The sequence below is a fragment of the Pseudomonas sp. Y39-6 genome (assembly GCF_023651955.1).
GTDB classification, from domain to species: Bacteria; Pseudomonadota; Gammaproteobacteria; order Pseudomonadales; family Pseudomonadaceae; genus Aquipseudomonas; species Aquipseudomonas veronii.
The window spans coordinates 1,303,652-1,321,449 of sequence record NZ_CP069594.1 but is presented as its reverse complement, the minus strand read 5'-3'; the positions used below and the strand labels follow the sequence as shown (position 1 = coordinate 1,321,449).

Here is a 17,798-nt window from a genome sequence, read left to right as displayed (position 1 = left end):
GAATGGCCGTCGAAGTGGTATACCGCAGCAGCCGAGATCTGGAGCGTTTGTTTATCGTTTTGCGGACTAGCGGACTGCCTAGATAGGCCATTGGTCGGGGTAGCTGCATCTAAAACTGCCGTAGTATCAGCAGCCTACGTATCCAGATGGAGAAATATTGTCCTTCGAAACCAATTATCCTGCCTAGTTTTCGCTTTTGCCACCCTGCCTAGTTAGCTCGTAGGGCTTTAGCGCAACAGTTCGCAAGATTCATCGGCCAGCATTTGATTTGAACAAATGCTTCCTCATACACGCTGGACAGACAGACGACGAGGCCAAAATGGCAGTTGAGACTCTTTATCGCAGTACCCGAGACCTGGAGACTACTTTTGTGGACCGCAAACTCGCTGATGCGCATGATCAAATGCTTGAGCTGGCGGAGCTGCTGACGGACACACTGATGAAGCATGTACCGGGGCTATCTGAGAAACACGCAGAGGATGTGAGCATCTACATGGCTAAAAATCGCTCAGTGTTTGCAGCAGCTTTCAAAAACAATGTGGGCGCTTTGAGCGAGCTTTCTGAAGCTACTGGTACTGAAGGATGAAATAGGTCAGAGCCTTCGAACGTGATTGACCGTTTAGTAAGCGTTTGGAGCTTATGCAAACTAAGCTCCAGCATAATGGGAATGTTTGGAATATTTTTAAAATTACAACCCCCTCGGGAGTGTTTGGTCGCTCATCGCTTCAGCCAATAACGGTCGACTGTGGCGCGACTGACACCCAGTCTACGAACGATCTCCATTTTTGCTAATCCTTCGGTTTGCAAAGTCTGGATGGCCAAACGATTATCTTCTGCCCGCTTTCCACGTACCCCGCGGCTCGCACCATGATTGATAACACTACTCAGCAGGCCAGCTCCGACAAGTCGGTTTAAATCACGTTCTTGCTGATGCCGATAGGCTTCAAGGTCGATACCAACCATGCGCGCCTCCACAGCCATAAGCACAAGGCTGAGGGAGATGCCTAGGCATTCGCATAAAGAATAGAGTTTGAGAACAGAAATGGCCAGGCGTCCTTGTTCGACCTTGGCAAGATGATCTCGATTTAGGACTTGTGCACAGCCCTCTCGACTGAGCCCAGCAGCAACCCGGACTTCCCTTATGACCTGCCCCAAAGCCTCCAAATAATCCATCTCTCTTCCGTGTACTCACAAAAGAGAGAATAAAGCCACGCTTTGACGCATCACATCGTGGGGGTATAAAATGCATATATAGCGCGTAAGCTTGGAATCCTCATCCTTCCAGGAACGTTCTACAAATCCTCAAACACTCACAACGCAGTCGAGATGAGTCCTGCGATACCGAATATTTTTCCACTGTGAGTGTACGAGCGGCACGGACTGAATCGGGAATGGGTTGGCAATTGATATACATACTTGACCCTGCAGAACGTAAAGTTTTCACTAGGACACACTGTGAACTAGAGGGGGTGGGATTTCTTATCACCATTACCTCAGCCCAGACAGGGATGAGTGATCGCGCTGCGATGGTCAGCTGTGCGTATGAACTTCAGTACTATATGAATGCTGCTCCTGACGTTGTCATCAGTCACGTGCAGATGCTGTGCCCACCAGCCCTGACCCGTTCCGGCAGATGGAGTTTGGAGGACCTGGACCAAATTATTTGCTTCCAAGGCATAGCAACTCAAGAAAGTGCTGTTGTATATCGCACCTCTCGCGGTGTTTACAAAATGGGAGAGCTGGACCTTCGCAAAAAAAAGACATCACAGGTGTGGTTCTCGAAAAAGCGCTTGGAAAATCACCGCCCTAGGATATCAGTGCCGGCTCCCAAATCAGCCAGTCACCAGATGTACGCTCCCCTCTACCTGAGGCGCAAGTCGACGATCAGTCCCAAGTTCGCTTAAGTCTCCTGGCTCCTTACCGAGGAGCTTTCTGATGTCAGATTTCAAACGTGCCGCCGAAGCTCTGTCGGATGCCCGCGAAATTGTCGTATGTTGGCGCCGATTGAAAACTGACCCAATGGGTCAGTTTTCGGTCAGCGGCAACAGATTAGGTTGGATTTTACTTTCCTGGACGCGCCTATTGTCTAGTCGCGGACTCGACAGTGGTTGTTATGGTGGCCTCCTCCCGTCAGTCAAAGTTTGTTGTTAGAAGAGGATTTTCTCCTACTTTGGTTAACGCTTTATGTGGTATCCACGATAGCAAAAGGGTCAAAATAAGGCCCAAGGATGGGCTGATGTTAGACACTTTTTTGTTTGAAAAAGGATTGGTTATCTGGTTCGCACCGCACGCCACTGGTCTTCCTCTAGATGATTCGCAGTTGCAGTGACATCGAGTATGCGGAAGAAGGCCCCGATAGGTAGAGCACCTAATTATAAAACTCAGCAGCTTAGCGTATGTTTAGGATGTCAATTTTTTATTATTAACAGAAGCCATTTATCATTCTGGAAATATCGATATTCAGAATATTCGAATTTCTTGACTTCGGATATGCCTAAGAGTGAATCTTCATTCGCTGTTATCCGTAAACAGGCTGAACAGGCGAAAAACTATAAGGATTTTGTCTTTGGGTAATTAGTCGGAATAGGCGGCAATTTAATATCAATGACTAATTTTCGAAAACGCTCTATTGACGAGCTTGATATTATAAGCGATGCTTTTGAGAGGCTGGTAAACAACGTGCCCCGTAATCATAAAAATTTAGAAATGCAGCGCAAAGCCAAGGTAGAATTCACGTTGTCCGCCGTAGACGACGAGACTGGTAGGTCTCGATCCCTCATAGCTTGATCAAATACTAAATATTATTAAGTGAGGGATATAGTTTTAAAAAATGGAAAAAGAAAATTGCCTCAACGTGGTGAGGCTGCCAAAAAAAATTGAAGAGATAAAACAAGAAAACATTGATCTTAAGAAGCGCTTTGAGTTAGCACTTGAGTCTCAGACCCAGATGCTGTTCGAGAGAACAAGAGCTGAGCGGGAGGCCGGGAAGTGGCTGAAGGCTTACAGGTCTTTACAAGACCAACAACAAGGCGGCAGTAAGATTTTCTCTGCAGTATTCGACAAGTAATTGCCCTATGGCGGCGCCATTTCGATGATGTCAATCTCAAAGTAGTGAATCTGCGGAGCGCCACTTGGGAGCATGAATTTGGCGACATATTAAAATTTAAGGCTTTCCTGACTGCTCTGCTAAAAACACCCTCCTGAACGAACACTTTTAATAGTCTGAATTTGAGCGCTTTATATTGCTACCAAGGATTTTGAACGGGGCATTATTTGAAAGCATCAAATATTATTCGCACGTTCATTATTTTTAATAATGTAAATCTAGCGTTTTTCTAGAACATATCCCACGCCTCTAAGTGTGTGAATTAACTTACTCTCAAAAGGGTCGTCCATCTTGGCTCTAAGTCTTCTTATGGAAACCTCAACGACATTAGTGTCGCAGTCAAAATTCATATCCCACACTTGAGATATGATTTGTGTGCGGCTCAGAACAATGCCCGTATTCCGCATTAGATAGTGCAGCAGAGCAAACTCCTTTGTTGTTAAGTCTATACGCTGACCATCTCTGAACGCTCTGTGGCGGCTTTGATCCAACTCAAGGTCAGCTACGCGAATAATTTCTACAGATGCAGCACTATCCGACCTACGCATCAATGCGCGAACTCGAGCAAGCAATTCGGGGAATTCGAAGGGTTTAATTAGGTAGTCATCAGCTCCATTCTCCAAACCTCTGACTTTATCGATTAGTCGGCTGCGGGCAGTGAGCATCATAATACGCGAAGAGCAATCTTTCCGTCGTAATAGTTCTAGAACTTGCCAACCATCCATCTCTGGAAGATTGATATCTAGAATAATGAGTTCGTACATGTGCTGCTTGGCCAGAAATAGCCCGTCAGAGCCGGTATGTACGCAATCCACTACATATCCGCACTCAGTGAGGCCCTGGCGTACATATTCAGCAGTTTTTACTTCATCCTCAATTACCAGAATTCGCATTGGATTTTGTCTCGATATTACTCAGCAGTTTTAACCACGCAAGTGCGCAGTCATCATTGGGGGGAATGGTAAATCAAAACTAACTGTCCGTGGCTTAAATAACGGACTTGTAATTGTTAAGCAATACGCTTGATAACCTCGCAGGTTAATGTGTCGCCATCTGGGTTTGTCAATTGCGGACCCTCCCCCATTAGGTGAATTTACCTTATGAAATATTGGGTTGTTCTATTTGTCGTGGGCGCTCTGTTCCGTTCAGATGATGGGGTCGACTCTCACGTTGAGGACGTGGGCCACTGGTGCAGCCATGAACTCCATCGGGATGCCATGCACATCCTTGAACAGGTATTGGAATTTTAGTAAAAAAAAAACGCCCCGAAGGGCGTAAAATATTCACCTTTTACCAAAGGAGCATTTAAGCAACTCAAGGTGAATTCGTTGAACTAGCGATTTGCTTTTCAGAAGTTCCGGCTGGAGGAGTAGCAGAGCAACGCAATGGCTTATAGTACCGAAAGTGGGTATTCAACGATCAGGCGCACTTCATCCAAATCCGATTCGAAAGCAGTTGCTCGTGTATTTGCTTGGCGCAATCTCAAAGAAAGGTCTTTGGCAGCTCCTGTTTGCACTACGTATTTAACCTCAATGTCACGCTCCCAACGTTTCTGATTGGTGAGCGGATTGCCATTGTCATCGGTACGCATGTAAAACTGATTGGCATTAGAGTAGTCCGCGCCAGAGCCTTTGGCATAGCGAGTCATGAACGAAAGGCCTGGAATACCGTAGTCGGTCATGTTTAGGTCGTAGCGCAGCATCCAAGAGCGTTCTTTTGGCGAGTTGAAATCGCTGTACTGAATTGAGTTGTCGACGAATATCGAGTCTGATTGACGTAAATAGTCGAAATCGTCATCGCCATTGTTACGCTGATGCGACAGTGCGAGGGTGTGTGCACCATACCTGACGCCGAGCTTGGCGCTCCAGATATTATTATCGAACTCACCCAAACGTTTCTTGCCTTCGTCAACAGCTTTATAGTAATTAAAGCCGCTGATCAGGGTCAAATCATTGCTAAGCGGGTAGGAGACGCTTGTCCCGGCGTAGTATTGATTCCATACATCTTTTAGCTGGCTGGCATAGAGACTTACAGTAACACTGTCGTTGACCTTGTAATCGCCGCCACCGTAACCGATCCAAGGCGAGTTGACTGGGCCGCCATAGAAGGTCACGAAGTTATCGTTCAGGTCGCTGGATACTGGTTGGCTCATCGCGTGTAGTCTACCACCCTGCAGGGTGAGGCCTTGCATGCTGGTGTTTTCAACCGTTACACCGCGGAAGCTTTCTGGCAGTAGACGTGCGTCTCCTGATGCAACGACTGGTGTCGCTGGGAAGACATCACCCAATTTCACTACGGTATCGAACAGGCGGACTTTGGCAGCCCCCCCAACCTTCGTGTATTCATCACGGGCCTGGCCCTTTCCATCAACTGGCAACACATCGAAGGAGCTTCGGCCGCCGTTACGGCCATCGCCTGTATCGAGCTTGAGGCCGATCATAGCGAAGGCATCTAAACCAAAGCCGACGGTGCCTTGGGTGAAGCCCGAGTTGAATTTAGAAATTATCGCATGCGCCCAAGCTTCAGAATATCCGTTGGTGTTTCCCTTGCCGCTATTGAACGTTGGCGCAGAAGAGCTGCGATTATCACGATTGAAATAGAAGTTTCGGTTTAAAACAGTGAGGCTGCTACCGTCAATAAAACCTTCTGATGACTTATCTTCCGCGTTTGCTATAGCTGTATAGCTTATGGAAAAAGCAGAAGCTGCCAACACACACAACGGTACTTTAATTTTCATTTGATGCCCCTTTGATTACGGCAGCTTTTATTTTGATTTACCGACACGGCTATATTTTTTTTGTGGCCCGGCCGGGCACCTGCGTAGGACCTGACATGATAGTTGCAGATCAAAGATAACGGATTGGTGATAGAAAAATTACAATTTGGCAATCTAATTGTTATCTGTCGTATTTAAGGACGTTTTGTAGCTGCGGACTGATTTACTCAATAGCTTGTCCCGTGCGCAACTGGGCGGGAAATTTTAATGTCGAACGTACTTTCTAACGAAATTGTAATTTTACAGCCACCCCACTGATAGCGATCGCTGATTAGAGTGCCATCACCTGATCCAGTGGAGCTTGGCGGCTGTAAATACGTTCTCGCCAAGCTTTATCAAAGTTTGTGCACGAGGACCATAAAGTGCCCTGGTATAATCACAACGTTTTATCTAAAACCTCTGTCTTTGTCTTTCCCTTGAGAGCCATTGCATTCTGTACGCTCCTTTCAGGAGCGATCGTGCCAGCCGCATTTGCTCAGAGTATTAGCCTGGCCGAAGCGCTTTCCACTGCAATGGATGCTAACCCCGATCTTGCAGCTGCGCGTCAGGAAATCGGCATCTCGGAAGGAGTTCGCAAGCAAGCGGGACTCATCCCTAATCCTGAAATTTCGTATGACGTGGAAGACACCCGTCGTAATACAAGCACGACCACAGTCACCCTTAGTCAGCCTTTAGAGTTGGGTGGCAAACGAAGTGCTCGTATCGAAGTTGCCACCTACGGTCAAACCGTCGCGCAGCTAGAGCTGGACCGACGAGTCAATGGTCTTCGTGCGGATGTTGTCCAGTTTTTCTACGCCGCCTTAAGGGCTCAGACAGGCTTGAACCTGGCAAAACAATCTTTGGAGCTCACCGAACGCGGTCTGCGCATAGTCGATGGTCGGGTGCGCGCCGGTAAGTCCTCACCGGTGGAGGCTACGCGCGCCCAGGTGCAGTTGGCTGAAGCCAAGTTACAGGTAAGGCGCGCTGAAACAGCGAAGTCAACGGCTTACCAGCAATTGGCCCAGGTAATAGGCAGCTCGGCTACTGCATTTGATCGTCTGGACTCGCCAAACCTATCTCCCGGCATTCCGCCGCAGGCCGCAGAATTATTGGCGAAGCTTGATCAAACTGCAGAGATGCGACAGGCGCTTGCTCAAATAGACAAGAGCGATGCCTCACTCGGGTCGGAAAAGGCCCAACGTATCCCGAATCTCACTGTGAGTGTGGGTAGCCAATATGACCGGTCTGTTCGCGAGCGGGTCAACCTCGTGGGGCTGTCGATGCCTTTGCCGCTCTTTGATCGTAATCAGGGCAACATTCTTTCCGCTTCTCGCCGCGCAGATCAGGCCCGAGACCAACGAAACGCTGTAGAGCTAAGGCTACGCTCCGAAACCCAAACCGCAGTTAACCAGTGGGCTACCGCCATGCAAGAGGTCGAGTCTTACGACAAGACGATTCTGCCTTCAGCTCAACTGGCCGTGGATACCGCAACGCGTGGATTTGAGATGGGCAAATTCGGCTTCATCGAAGTGCTGGATGCGCAGCGCACCTTGATAGTCGCTCGTGGCCAGTACCTCGACTCGTTGGCGGCTGCAACCAATGCGCGTGCGCAGGTGGAAAGGGTTTATGGCGACGTCGGATCGAATGCCAGTTTTCGCTGAACGCCTAGACATTTTCCTCGGTACGCGTCTTTGAATAAGCCGCTACCTACGATCAGCAGGAGTAACAATGGACAACAAACGTAAGATCGCACTGGCGGTAGTCGCTGTGGCAGCCCTTGGATTTGGCAGCTTCGCCTGGAACTCTAGTTCTGAGCAGCCGCCAGCCAGTAATGCCGAACACGGCGCTGAGGACGGCCATGAGCATAAGAAGATTGCCGCAGCACCCGCTGAAGAGGGGGGGGATGATGGCCACGGTGAGGAGGGCCACAGCGACAGCGAAAAGGGAGAGGAGGAAGAAGGCAAGATGACGCTTAGCGCTGAGCAGATCAAGGCTGCCGGTGTCGTCCTCGAAGCTGCGGCTCCCCGTGAACTTAGCACCGTCGTGACTTTTCCTGGCGAGATACGGTTTGACGAGGACCATACAGCGCATGTCGTGCCTCGCGTACCTGGCGTTGTAGAAAGCGTTCAGGCCAACCTCGGAGAGTCGGTTAAGAAGGGGCAAGTCCTTGCGGTGATTGCGAGTCAACAGATCTCCGATCTACGCAGTGAGCAACAAGCCGCTCAACGACGTGTAGAACTGGCACGTTTGACCTTCGACCGCGAGAAACAGTTGTGGCAGGACAAAATCTCCGCCGAACAGGATTACCTCCAGGCTCGTCAAGGGTTGCAAGAGGCAGATATATCCTTGGCCAATGCTAAGCAAAAGGTCGGAGCTATCGGGGCATCGGTCAATTCTGCCGGCGGTAACCGCTACGAGCTTCGCGCGCCCTTCGACGCAGTTGTCGTGGAGAAGCACCTGACCGTCGGTGAGGTTGTCAGCGAGGCAACCAACGCTTTCATTCTTTCAGACCTCAATCAGGTGTGGGCAACCTTCGCAGTTCCTCCGAGCGATTTGGGGAAGGTTGTGACAGGCCGTGCGGTAAAGGTTTCTTCGCCTGACATGAAGGCTGAGGTGGACGGCAAGGTTGGTTATGTAGGCAGCCTCCTGGGTGAGCAGAACCGTGCAGCGACCGTTCGCGTCACGCTGACCAATCCAAATGGAGCCTGGCGACCAGGCCTTTTCGTAAGCATCGCGGTCACTTCACAGACTGATCGGGTGGCCGTAGCCGTTCCAGAATCCGCAGTGCAGACCGTTGAGGAAAAGCCTGCGGTATTCGTCAGGACCACTGAGGGATTTGACACTCGCACGGTAACGCTTGGTCGCCGTGCAGGTGGCTATGTGGAAATAACCGAAGGCCTCCAATCCGGCGCCCAAGTGGCAGCCAGTGGCAGCTTCACGCTCAAGTCCGAGCTCGGCAAGGCTAGTGCCGAGCACAGTCACTGATGCGAACTGACAGGATCATTCCACATGTTTGAACGTCTCATAAGATTCGCCATTGAGCAGCGCATCGTTGTAATGATAGCCGTGCTGATCATGGCCGGTATCGGTGTCTACAGCTATCAAAAGCTGCCTATTGATGCAGTACCAGATATTACCAACGTACAGGTTCAGGTCAACACTGCTGCTCCTGGTTACTCTCCGTTGGAAACCGAACAGCGAATTACCTTTCCAGTTGAAACGGCAATGGCTGGCTTGCCGGGCCTTCAGCAGACTCGTTCCCTTTCTCGCTCTGGACTATCTCAGGTCACCGTCATTTTTGAAGACGGCACCGACATCTTCTTCGCTAGGCAACAGGTCAACGAGCGACTGCAGGTAGCGAAGGAGCAGTTGCCGGATGGCGTAGACGCAGTGATGGGGCCTGTATCAACGGGTCTCGGCGAGATCTTCCTGTGGACTGTCGAGACTGAGAAAGGCGCTGTCAAAGAGGATGGTACGGCCTATACACCAACTGATTTGCGCGTGATCCAGGATTGGATAATCAAGCCACAATTGCGCAACGTCCGGGGTGTGGCCGAGATCAACACCATTGGTGGCTATGCCAAGCAGTACCTGATTGCTCCGGATCCGAAACGTCTGGCCACTTACAAGCTGACTCTTAATGATCTGGTCGCTGCCTTGGAAAGCAACAACGCCAACGTTGGCGCCGGTTACGTCGAGCGCAGCGGTGAGCAGTTGCTCATCCGCGCACCCGGCCAGGTAGGCAGTATCGAAGATATCGCCAATATTGTGATTACCAGTGTCGATGGCGTGCCGATTCGAGTCAGCAATGTCGCTGAAGTCAGCATCGGGAAAGAGCTCCGCTCTGGAGCTGCTACTGAGAACGGTCGAGAGGTTGTATTGGGTACGGTGTTCATGCTGATCGGCGAAAACAGCCGGACAGTATCTCAAGCTGTTGCAGCCAAACTGGCTGACATTAACCGTACCCTACCCAAGGGCGTTGTTGCCGTTACCGTCTACGACCGTACCAATTTGGTTGAAAAAGCCATATCGACAGTGAAGAAGAACCTGATTGAAGGGGCGATTCTTGTAATCGTTATCTTGTTCCTGTTCCTCGGTAACATCCGTGCGGCACTGATCACTGCCATGGTGATCCCGTTGTCCATGTTGTTCACGTTTACAGGCATGTTCAACAACAAGGTCAGTGCCAACTTGATGAGCCTTGGCGCACTCGACTTTGGCATCATTGTTGATGGGGCGGTAGTGATTGTCGAGAACGCAATCAGGCGCCTGGCTCATGCACAAAACAAGCATGGGCGGATGCTCACCAAAGCCGAGCGCTTTCACGAGGTTTTTGCAGCTGCACGGGAAGCTCGCCGCCCCTTGATCTTCGGTCAGCTGATTATCATGGTTGTGTATTTGCCGATCTTTGCACTCACCGGTGTCGAAGGAAAAATGTTCCACCCCATGGCATTTACCGTGGTGATGGCACTTGTCGGCGCGATGATTCTCTCCGTAACCTTTGTTCCTGCGGCAATTGCCATGTTCGTCACAGGCAAGGTCAAGGAAGAAGAGGGGATGGTGATGCGTATTGCACGGCAGCGTTACGCTCCCGTTCTGCAGTGGGTGCTTAAGCATAGAAGCATCGCATTTTCCGCCGCCATAGCCTTGGTCGTTCTAAGTGGTGTGCTCGCGAGCCGAATGGGCAGTGAGTTCATTCCGAGTCTGAGTGAAGGGGATTTTGCGCTGCAGGCTTTACGAGTACCGGGGACTAGCTTGACTCAGTCCGTAGACATGCAGCAGCGCTTGGAAAAAGCCGTCATTGAGCAGGTGCCTGAGGTCGAGCGAATGTTTGCCCGTACCGGCACAGCGGAAATTGCTTCCGATCCAATGCCGCCGAATATCTCAGACGCTTACGTGATGCTGAAGCCGAAAGACCAGTGGCCAGATCCCAATCGATCGCGTGAAGAGCTAATTGCTGAAGTTCAGAAAGCTGCAGCAAGTGTGCCTGGCAGCAACTATGAGTTGTCCCAACCTATTCAACTGCGCTTCAACGAACTCATTTCGGGTGTCCGCAGTGACGTGGCCGTCAAGGTGTTCGGCGATGACATGGACGTTCTAAATCGAACAGCAGCGAAGATAGCCACTGCATTAAAGGGTGTCCAGGGGTCTTCGGAGGTGAAGGTAGAGCAGACTACAGGCCTGCCTGTACTTACCATCAATATTGATCGGGAGAAGGCAGCACGTTACAGCCTGAACATCGGCGCAGTGCAAGATGCGATTGCAATCGCAGTAGGTGGTCGTCAGGCCGGCACGCTTTATGAGGGCGATCGCCGCTTCGATATGGTGGTACGTCTATCTGAAACACTGCGTACAGATGTAGCGGGGTTGTCCGGCTTGCTGATTCCCGTGCCGCCGAATGCGGCACAAGGGGCGAATCAAATCGGCTTCATTCCGCTGTCCCAAGTGGCTAGCCTGGATCTGCAGCTAGGTCCGAACCAGATAAGCCGAGAGAACGGTAAGCGTGTTGTTGTGGTCAGCGCAAACGTTCGGGGGCGTGACCTTGGTTCGTTTGTTGAAGAAGCGAGCAGTGCTCTGGCAACCGGCGTGGAGATTCCCGCTGGCTACTGGACCACGTGGGGTGGTCAGTTCGAGCAACTGCAGTCAGCAGCCAAACGTCTGCAGGTAGTTGTTCCGGTAGCTTTGCTGTTGGTCATGACGTTGTTGTTCTTGATGTTCAACAACCTCAAGGATGGCATGCTGGTCTTCACCGGGATCCCATTCGCACTCACGGGTGGCGTAGTCGCGCTTTGGCTGCGGGATATCCCGCTGTCGATCTCGGCAGGGGTCGGATTCATTGCGCTTTCCGGTGTAGCTGTGTTGAACGGTTTGGTAATGATTTCCTTTATCCGCGGACTACGTGAGGAAGGGCGTACCCTACGTCACGCAGTTGATGAAGGCGCATTGACTCGATTACGGCCAGTGCTGATGACTGCCCTTGTTGCATCCCTGGGATTCATACCTATGGCACTGGCAACCGGTACCGGTGCAGAGGTTCAGCGGCCGCTGGCTACAGTCGTGATCGGCGGTATCTTGTCCTCCACCGCACTTACCTTGCTGGTGTTGCCTGCTCTGTATCAATGGGCACATCGCAAGGATGATGACGGCGATGAAGCAGAAAGCTGATAGCCGATAAACAAAAGCCCACAACAACAGTTGTGGGCTTTTTCGTTTTTATAGGGTCGATATTTCACCTTTCAAAATTGTAAGTTTTCCGTCATGCCGGTGATGCCTATGAATTGATAAGGTTGCATCCAGTGACATTGATATCGAGAGAAACTTATGAAAAAGCTTATTGTTGCAGCTGCACTTGTTTTTTGCTCTATGACTTCGCAAGCCACTACTTTTTCGGAGAAGAAGCAGATGGAATACATCCAGGAGCACCAAAGTGCCGTGGCTGCCTACGCGAAAAAAAATAACAAGCCTATGCCAGAGATTGTCGACTATAAATACGGCATGAAGATTGATGTAGAGAAATTCGTACGTCAATCCCAGGACCCTCGTACTTGCCAGATTTATTCACGATTGATGAGCTACGAAGACCCCCAGGGTGAACTCAAGACGATTCGCTATTCTGTATTCTCGCAATGCCCGAATAACAAAAGCTGAATTTTTTGAATGGCTAGGCATTTAATAAGCGCCAGGCAATGCCTGGCGTTTTTTAAGGCGCCTGGAGTGGTACTAGGCAAAAATTGTTGCACCGACGGTGCTACTCGCCCTCAAGCCTTAATACGTTATAGCTAATATACTTGGTTGGAACACCTGCATTCAGAACGATCGAGTTCATAACATCTGGTTGACCCTCCTGATGGCTAAGCAATAGTAACTTTCCCTAGATTAACCTGATCGCAGCTTGCTCAGAGTGAGCTTTTGGTACTTAACCTTTTGAATATTTTGATATTAAGACGGCTAAAATTGGCGAGGCCGAATGATTGGGGCAGTGTATTTCTAAGACTTCGACCTGTGGAGTAAATTGGAAGCTTGTGGTATGTGGGAAATCCTAGAAGCGTACAATTGTGATTCCAGTCTCTCTGCACTAACTAATCTCTGCGATAGACAAACTTACTATGTGGTCACCCATTCAACTCGCAGCAGGGTAATGTGGGGTATCTATACTTGTGATATGGATTATCTGTTTTTTTCAAAATTGTAATTTTCGAGTCATGTTGAAGTTATTCAGCTCTGAAATCACATGTAATTTTCACTTTTTTTTCACTTTGAACTCCTTAAGCTTCGCAGATGGAAAATAAAAACTTGCCTATTGTAGCGTTATTTATTCGTTATCTAGGGGTCGGATCTATTGCAACGGGAATGCATTACTCTGTTTTCCTTGCACTGGTCGCGAGCGGGTTTGCTGATCCAGTGTTGGCCAGCGTTAGCGGAGGCGTCTTAGGCGCGTTTGTTAGCTATGTTGGTAATAAAAGGCTCTGCTTTATAGCGAAGGGAGATTGTAAGCTTCAACCCATTAGGTTTTTGCTGATTTCGTTGGCGACAAACCTCGGTAATGGAATGGGCATGTGGGTCTTAATTAAAATTGACCTGTCACCGTTTATATCCCAGATATTGGTGACGTTAATCCTAACTGCGCTCGGATTCATCGCACACCGTTTCTGGACATTCAATCATGCAGACATTACATCGGCTTTCCGAACGCCCTGATCCTTTGTTAACCATTGTGGTGCCCTGCTTTCAAGAAGAGCAAACCATTCCCGAATTTCACAAGCGCATCACCCGCGTCGTAAGGTGTTTGCCTGTCTCGTGCGAGATTCTTTATATCGACGACGGAAGCAATGACCGTACTGCAGACTTACTTCGCCACTATCAGGATGGATCTGATGTACGCTGCCTGTTCCTGAGCCGAAACTTCGGCAAAGAGGCTGCGTTAAGTGCAGGCATCGACCACGCGCGCGGTAGCGCATTGATCTTTATTGACGTGGACCTGCAGGACCCGCCTGAACTCATTACGAGCATGGTGCACCACTGGCAGATGGGTTACGACGTTGTGAACATGCAACGCGACTTGCGAACCGGCGATTCCTTGCTAAAGCGCATGAGTGCGCGCAGTTACTACTGGATCATGCAGCGACTGGTGGAGAAAGTTGATCTCCCGGCGGATGTCAGTGACTTCCGTCTGATTGGCCCTGCGCCATTGGCTGCATTGAGAGCGCTAGACGAACGCTCCAGAATTCTTAAGAGCCTGATCGGCTGGGTGGGTTTTCGTACCATAGAGCTACCCTACAATCGCACTTTTCGTCATGCGGGTAATACCAAATGGAACGCCGCTGGGCTGTTCAATCTAGCCATTGAAAGTGTTCTCAGTTTCTCTCGAAAGCCGCTGCGTATATTCAGCCTCATTAGCTTCGGCTTCTTCGTCTCCAGTATCTGTTTCCTGCTCGCAGCGCTCGTGGCAGGCTCCTTCGACATCCATCACTTGCTGCTCGGAATGGCTTCATTTATGTGCTTGGGGGTTGCCATGGTGGGCGAGTACTTGGGTGTGACGCTCGCGGAAGTCAAACGCCGACCGCTTTATTTTTTGAAGAGCAATAACAAAGCAACCCCCGTGACTATTCACCCTCCGGTTTCCTCGATCGAGAGTAAGAAATGCTGAACTTGAAAAACGAGCGGACACTGCTGTGGATCCTAATCTCGATTCTGCTTTTACGTCTTCTGGGGCTGGGAGCATATCCCCTGATGGATACGTCCGAAGCACGCTATGCCGAAATGGCACGCAAGATGGTCGAACTGAATGACTGGATTACCCCAATGTTCGATTATGGAGTACCGTTTTGGGGTAAGCCGCCACTGTCTTTCTGGACTCAGGCAGCGAGCATGAAGTTATTCGGTATCAACGAATTCGCTGCCCGATTTCCAGCTTGGCTACTTCACCTAGCAAGCTGCTTTATCATCATTAAGCTCGCGACCCAGGAGATGTCGCGCAGGGCTGGCATCTGGGGAGCCATCATCTTCTCAAGCACGACACTGGGCCTGGTATCCAGTGGTGTTGTACTGACTGACCCTGTTCTGTCGTTCTCGATACTGCTTGCTAGCTATGGTTTTTGGCGTTGGATGAAGTGTGCAGGCAAAGCGGATGCCTATCTGATGTTCTTAGGTCTTGGCTTGGGCTTACTCGCTAAGGGACCACTGACACTGGTGTTGATGGGCATGCCGGCGTTCGCCTGGATCGTCATCCACAAAGAATGGAATCGGATGATGATGCTTCCGTGGGTAACCGGGATTATTCTCATGCTCGGTATTTCTGTGCCTTGGTATGTCGCGGCCGAAATAAAGACGCCTGGGTTCATGGAATATTTTTTTGTTGGTGAACACTGGAGCCGATATGTAATTAGTGATTGGGCTGGGGACCTATATGGCAGTGCACATGCCAAGCCATATGGCACCATCTGGATCCAGCTCGGTCTGTCGCTGTTGCCTTGGGCATTTTTCCTGCCTCTAATGATTCGCAGAAGAGCATCGATGCGGCGTTTCGAGGCTTATATGTGGCTCTGGGCATTGGCCACGCCTCTCTTCTTCACGTTCTCTGGCAACATTCTCTGGACCTATCTGCTCCCGGCTCTACCCGCCTGGGCGCTGCTTCTTGCAGGGCGAATCAGTGAAGTCGGCCTTTATACCAGCCGGGCTGCTGCAGCGAGCGCTTTCCTGCTGCCAATTGTGGGCGCAGGTATCATTTACGCTGGAGTACTAGACGAACGCCCTCAAAACCAGCGAGATGTGGTTGACGCCTGGTTCAAAGCACAGTCGGCTCAATCGGGTGCCCTGATCTATCCTGGCCGTCGTTCGTATTCTTCTGAGTTTTATAGTAGGGGAATGTCCGAAAACATCAAAGATCCTGATGAGTGGCCTCGCAACAGCTTTTTCTATCTTTCCAGGCGTTTGCGCGACAGCAATGCTGATCTGCCTACAGGCCTAGGTTGCGTAAGAGTTACCGAAACGAACGCAAGCCTACTGCTTCTTTGTCGTTGGGAGAATACTGGGCCAAGATAGTGAAGATTTTGCAGCAGATGGCGTAGCGGGCTCTAATCGAAAATGATCATCCGATGAAGGACATACTCAAAGCGTGACGTTATTTCAGATTTAAAAGAACAATAAGTCTTAGAGATAATCTCTGTATCTGAGTAGTTCCGTCTATCACCGCTGGAATAGCTAACACTAAATGTAAGAAAAAGCCAGATATTAATCTGGCTTTTCGTCGATACGAATCGTCATTTTACATCTAAGGAAGGTCTGAAGTAAGCAGCCGTTTTTAACGGCCTCGCTGTTTTAGGTTCAAAAAACGCCGACTTGCTCGGAAATCAGGCCTTTCCTCCTCTCAGTTCGCGTTTTTTTGCGAGATAGCACCTTTTCAAGGCTCATTGTCCGCATCACAGGCGCACCTCGCCTGCATTCAACAGCCGTTTTCGCATCATCCACAGGTTCGACAAGGCAAACAGTGTGGTCTGCTGCGCAGTGTTTTTAACCAAGCCTCGGAAGCGGACTTTCGTATAACCAAACTGGCGCTTGATTACCCGGAATGGATGCTCAACCTTGGCTCGTACTTGTGCTTTCGCGTATTCGATTTTGCGGCGCACACGACCGATCAGGCTCTTTTTTGCATGCTTCTTATAGCTGCTTGGGCGCGCGGCAATCGACCAGATCATCTCGCGATCCTGATGCTCGGGACGCTTTTCTACACCGGTGTAACCGGCATCGCCAGAGACGTAAGTTTCCTCGCCATGCAGCAACTGGTCGACCTGGGTCACGTCCGCCACATTCGCCGCCGTGCCCACTACGCTATGCACCAAACCGGATTCCGCATCGACACCGATGTGCGATTTCATCCCAAAAAAGTACTGATTTCCTTTCTTGGTCTGGTGCATTTCAGGGTCGCGTTTACCGTCCTCGTTCTTGGTCGAACTGGGTGCATGAATGATCGTCGCATCGACCACTGTACCTTGGCGCAGCAGCAAACCACGATCACACAAATAGCCGTTGATGACCTGCAAAATACCACCGGCCAGCTCATGCTTTTCCAACAGCCGGCGGAAGTTGAGGATCGTGGTTTCATCCGGAATCCGATCCAAGTGCAGCCCGGCAAACTGGCGCAGAATCGTGGTTTCGTAGAGGGACTCTTCCATCGCCGGGTCGCTGTAGCCGAACCAGTTTTGCATCAGATGAACCCGAAGCATGGCCATCAACGGATACGCCGGACGACCGCCTTCGCCCTTCGGATAGTACGGCTCGATCAACGCAATCAGACCTTTCCAGGGCACAACCTGATCCATCTCAATCAGGAAACGCTCGCGGCGGGTCTGCTTACGTTTGCCTGCGTACTCGGCATCAGCGAAAGACATTTGCTTCATCGGGGCTCAACCGTTCAGTTCGTGGGACAGGCGTATTTCACCAGAGTTGGAAGTCTTTTTCAGAGTTTCCTAACCGCCTATTAGTTGTCGGCTTGCTCCTGACGATCCTGACGCTCTTCCTGCTTTTCTTGAGCAACTTTCTGTTTACCTTGCTCCGAGGAGTCAGGGCCCCACAAGCGAGCCTGTTCGGCTCGGAAGTTTTCCTTGAACTGCTTAGTTCGCTCGAAACCATCTTCAGCAAACGCGAAACCTGTAAGCCCAATTAGCAGGCTGCCAATAGAGAAGTATTTTACGAATTTCATTGAAGCCTCGATATTCACTAGGTCTGCCTTGATAGCATCCTTTGTTGGTTACTAGTCTAGGATTACGAAGCTAACGGCAAGGTGAGTTAATAATTACAATTTCGTAATTTTACGCTTGGCGAGAAGGTTTAAGTCTTCCAGGCGATAACAAAAGACGATGAAGAGCTGGGGCTTTTATTAATTTTCAATTTTGATATCCGGTGCATTAACACTGTAGGCTTTTCTTGCTTGCCAAGGAG

Annotated in this window: 15 protein-coding genes; 10 read left to right on the top strand and 5 right to left on the bottom strand. The window is 50.1% G+C overall.

Annotated elements, in window-relative coordinates; genetic code table 11:
* The first annotated feature begins 319 nt into the window (after positions 1-319).
* Positions 320-586 (top strand): YebG family protein, encoded by a 267-nt coding sequence (locus tag JN756_RS05960; RefSeq protein WP_026136726.1) that lies wholly within the window; start codon positions 320-322, stop codon positions 584-586.
* 131 nt (positions 587-717) lie between these two features.
* Here JN756_RS05960 and JN756_RS05955 read toward each other — a convergent pair whose 3' ends face one another.
* On the bottom strand, positions 718-1,173 hold the full coding sequence (locus JN756_RS05955) for a helix-turn-helix domain-containing protein (RefSeq protein WP_017736196.1): 456 nt from the start codon (positions 1,171-1,173) through the stop codon (positions 718-720).
* A gap of 296 nt (positions 1,174-1,469) precedes the next feature.
* On the opposite strand from JN756_RS05955, the gene JN756_RS32190 reads away from it, so the two are divergent.
* On the top strand, positions 1,470-1,904 hold the full coding sequence (locus tag JN756_RS32190; protein WP_026136727.1) for a hypothetical protein: 435 nt from the start codon (positions 1,470-1,472) through the stop codon (positions 1,902-1,904).
* 926 nt (positions 1,905-2,830) lie between these two features.
* On the top strand, positions 2,831-3,067 hold the full coding sequence (locus JN756_RS05950; protein ID WP_017736198.1) for a hypothetical protein: 237 nt from the start codon (positions 2,831-2,833) through the stop codon (positions 3,065-3,067).
* Between the two features lie 257 nt (positions 3,068-3,324).
* Here JN756_RS05950 and JN756_RS05945 read toward each other — a convergent pair whose 3' ends face one another.
* Together JN756_RS05945 and JN756_RS05940 are read right to left on the bottom strand one after the other, a co-directional pair.
* A complete protein-coding gene (locus JN756_RS05945; protein WP_017736199.1) occupies positions 3,325-3,999 on the bottom strand; it encodes a heavy metal response regulator transcription factor in 675 nt (224 codons plus the stop codon).
* Between the two features lie 497 nt (positions 4,000-4,496).
* Positions 4,497-5,843, bottom strand: a complete 1,347-nt coding sequence (locus JN756_RS05940; protein ID WP_026136728.1) for an OprD family porin — start codon at positions 5,841-5,843, stop codon at positions 4,497-4,499.
* Between the two features lie 401 nt (positions 5,844-6,244).
* Here JN756_RS05940 and JN756_RS05935 point away from each other — a divergent pair, with 401 nt between their 5' ends.
* The 7 genes from JN756_RS05935 to JN756_RS05905 all read left to right on the top strand — a co-directional run bounded on the left by JN756_RS05935 (position 6,245) and on the right by JN756_RS05905 (position 15,902).
* Positions 6,245-7,522 (top strand): TolC family protein, encoded by a 1,278-nt coding sequence (locus JN756_RS05935; protein ID WP_081609223.1) that lies wholly within the window; start codon positions 6,245-6,247, stop codon positions 7,520-7,522.
* 67 nt (positions 7,523-7,589) lie between these two features.
* Positions 7,590-8,846 carry an efflux RND transporter periplasmic adaptor subunit gene (locus tag JN756_RS05930; RefSeq protein ID WP_017736202.1) on the top strand — a complete coding sequence of 419 codons (1,257 nt, stop codon included), beginning with the start codon at positions 7,590-7,592 and terminating at the stop codon, positions 8,844-8,846.
* 24 nt (positions 8,847-8,870) lie between these two features.
* A complete protein-coding gene (locus JN756_RS05925) occupies positions 8,871-12,026 on the top strand; it encodes a CusA/CzcA family heavy metal efflux RND transporter (RefSeq protein WP_017736203.1) in 3,156 nt (1,051 codons plus the stop codon).
* A 156-nt stretch (positions 12,027-12,182) separates the two neighbouring features.
* Positions 12,183-12,509 carry a DUF2790 domain-containing protein gene (locus tag JN756_RS05920; RefSeq protein WP_017736204.1) on the top strand — a complete coding sequence of 109 codons (327 nt, stop codon included), beginning with the start codon at positions 12,183-12,185 and terminating at the stop codon, positions 12,507-12,509.
* Positions 12,510-13,139: 630 nt separating this feature from the next.
* Positions 13,140-13,559: a GtrA family protein gene (locus JN756_RS05915; RefSeq protein WP_081609224.1), complete on the top strand. Its 420-nt coding sequence runs from the start codon at positions 13,140-13,142 to the stop codon at positions 13,557-13,559.
* Positions 13,525-14,508 (top strand): glycosyltransferase family 2 protein, encoded by a 984-nt coding sequence (locus tag JN756_RS05910; protein ID WP_026136730.1) that lies wholly within the window; start codon positions 13,525-13,527, stop codon positions 14,506-14,508. Before JN756_RS05915 ends, JN756_RS05910 begins: the two co-directional genes overlap by 35 nt.
* Positions 14,502-15,902, top strand: a complete 1,401-nt coding sequence (locus JN756_RS05905; RefSeq protein WP_017736207.1) for an ArnT family glycosyltransferase — start codon at positions 14,502-14,504, stop codon at positions 15,900-15,902. The genes JN756_RS05910 and JN756_RS05905 overlap by 7 nt, the downstream gene beginning before the upstream one ends.
* Before the next feature lie 377 nt (positions 15,903-16,279).
* On the opposite strand, the gene JN756_RS05900 is transcribed toward JN756_RS05905, so the two are convergent.
* Entirely contained in the window at positions 16,280-17,257 is a 978-nt protein-coding gene (locus JN756_RS05900; RefSeq protein WP_250690870.1) for an IS5 family transposase, read from the bottom strand.
* A gap of 80 nt (positions 17,258-17,337) precedes the next feature.
* Positions 17,338-17,559, bottom strand: coding sequence for a hypothetical protein (locus JN756_RS05895; protein ID WP_026136731.1), 222 nt, complete (start codon positions 17,557-17,559; stop codon positions 17,338-17,340).
* Positions 17,560-17,798 lie beyond the last annotated feature (239 nt).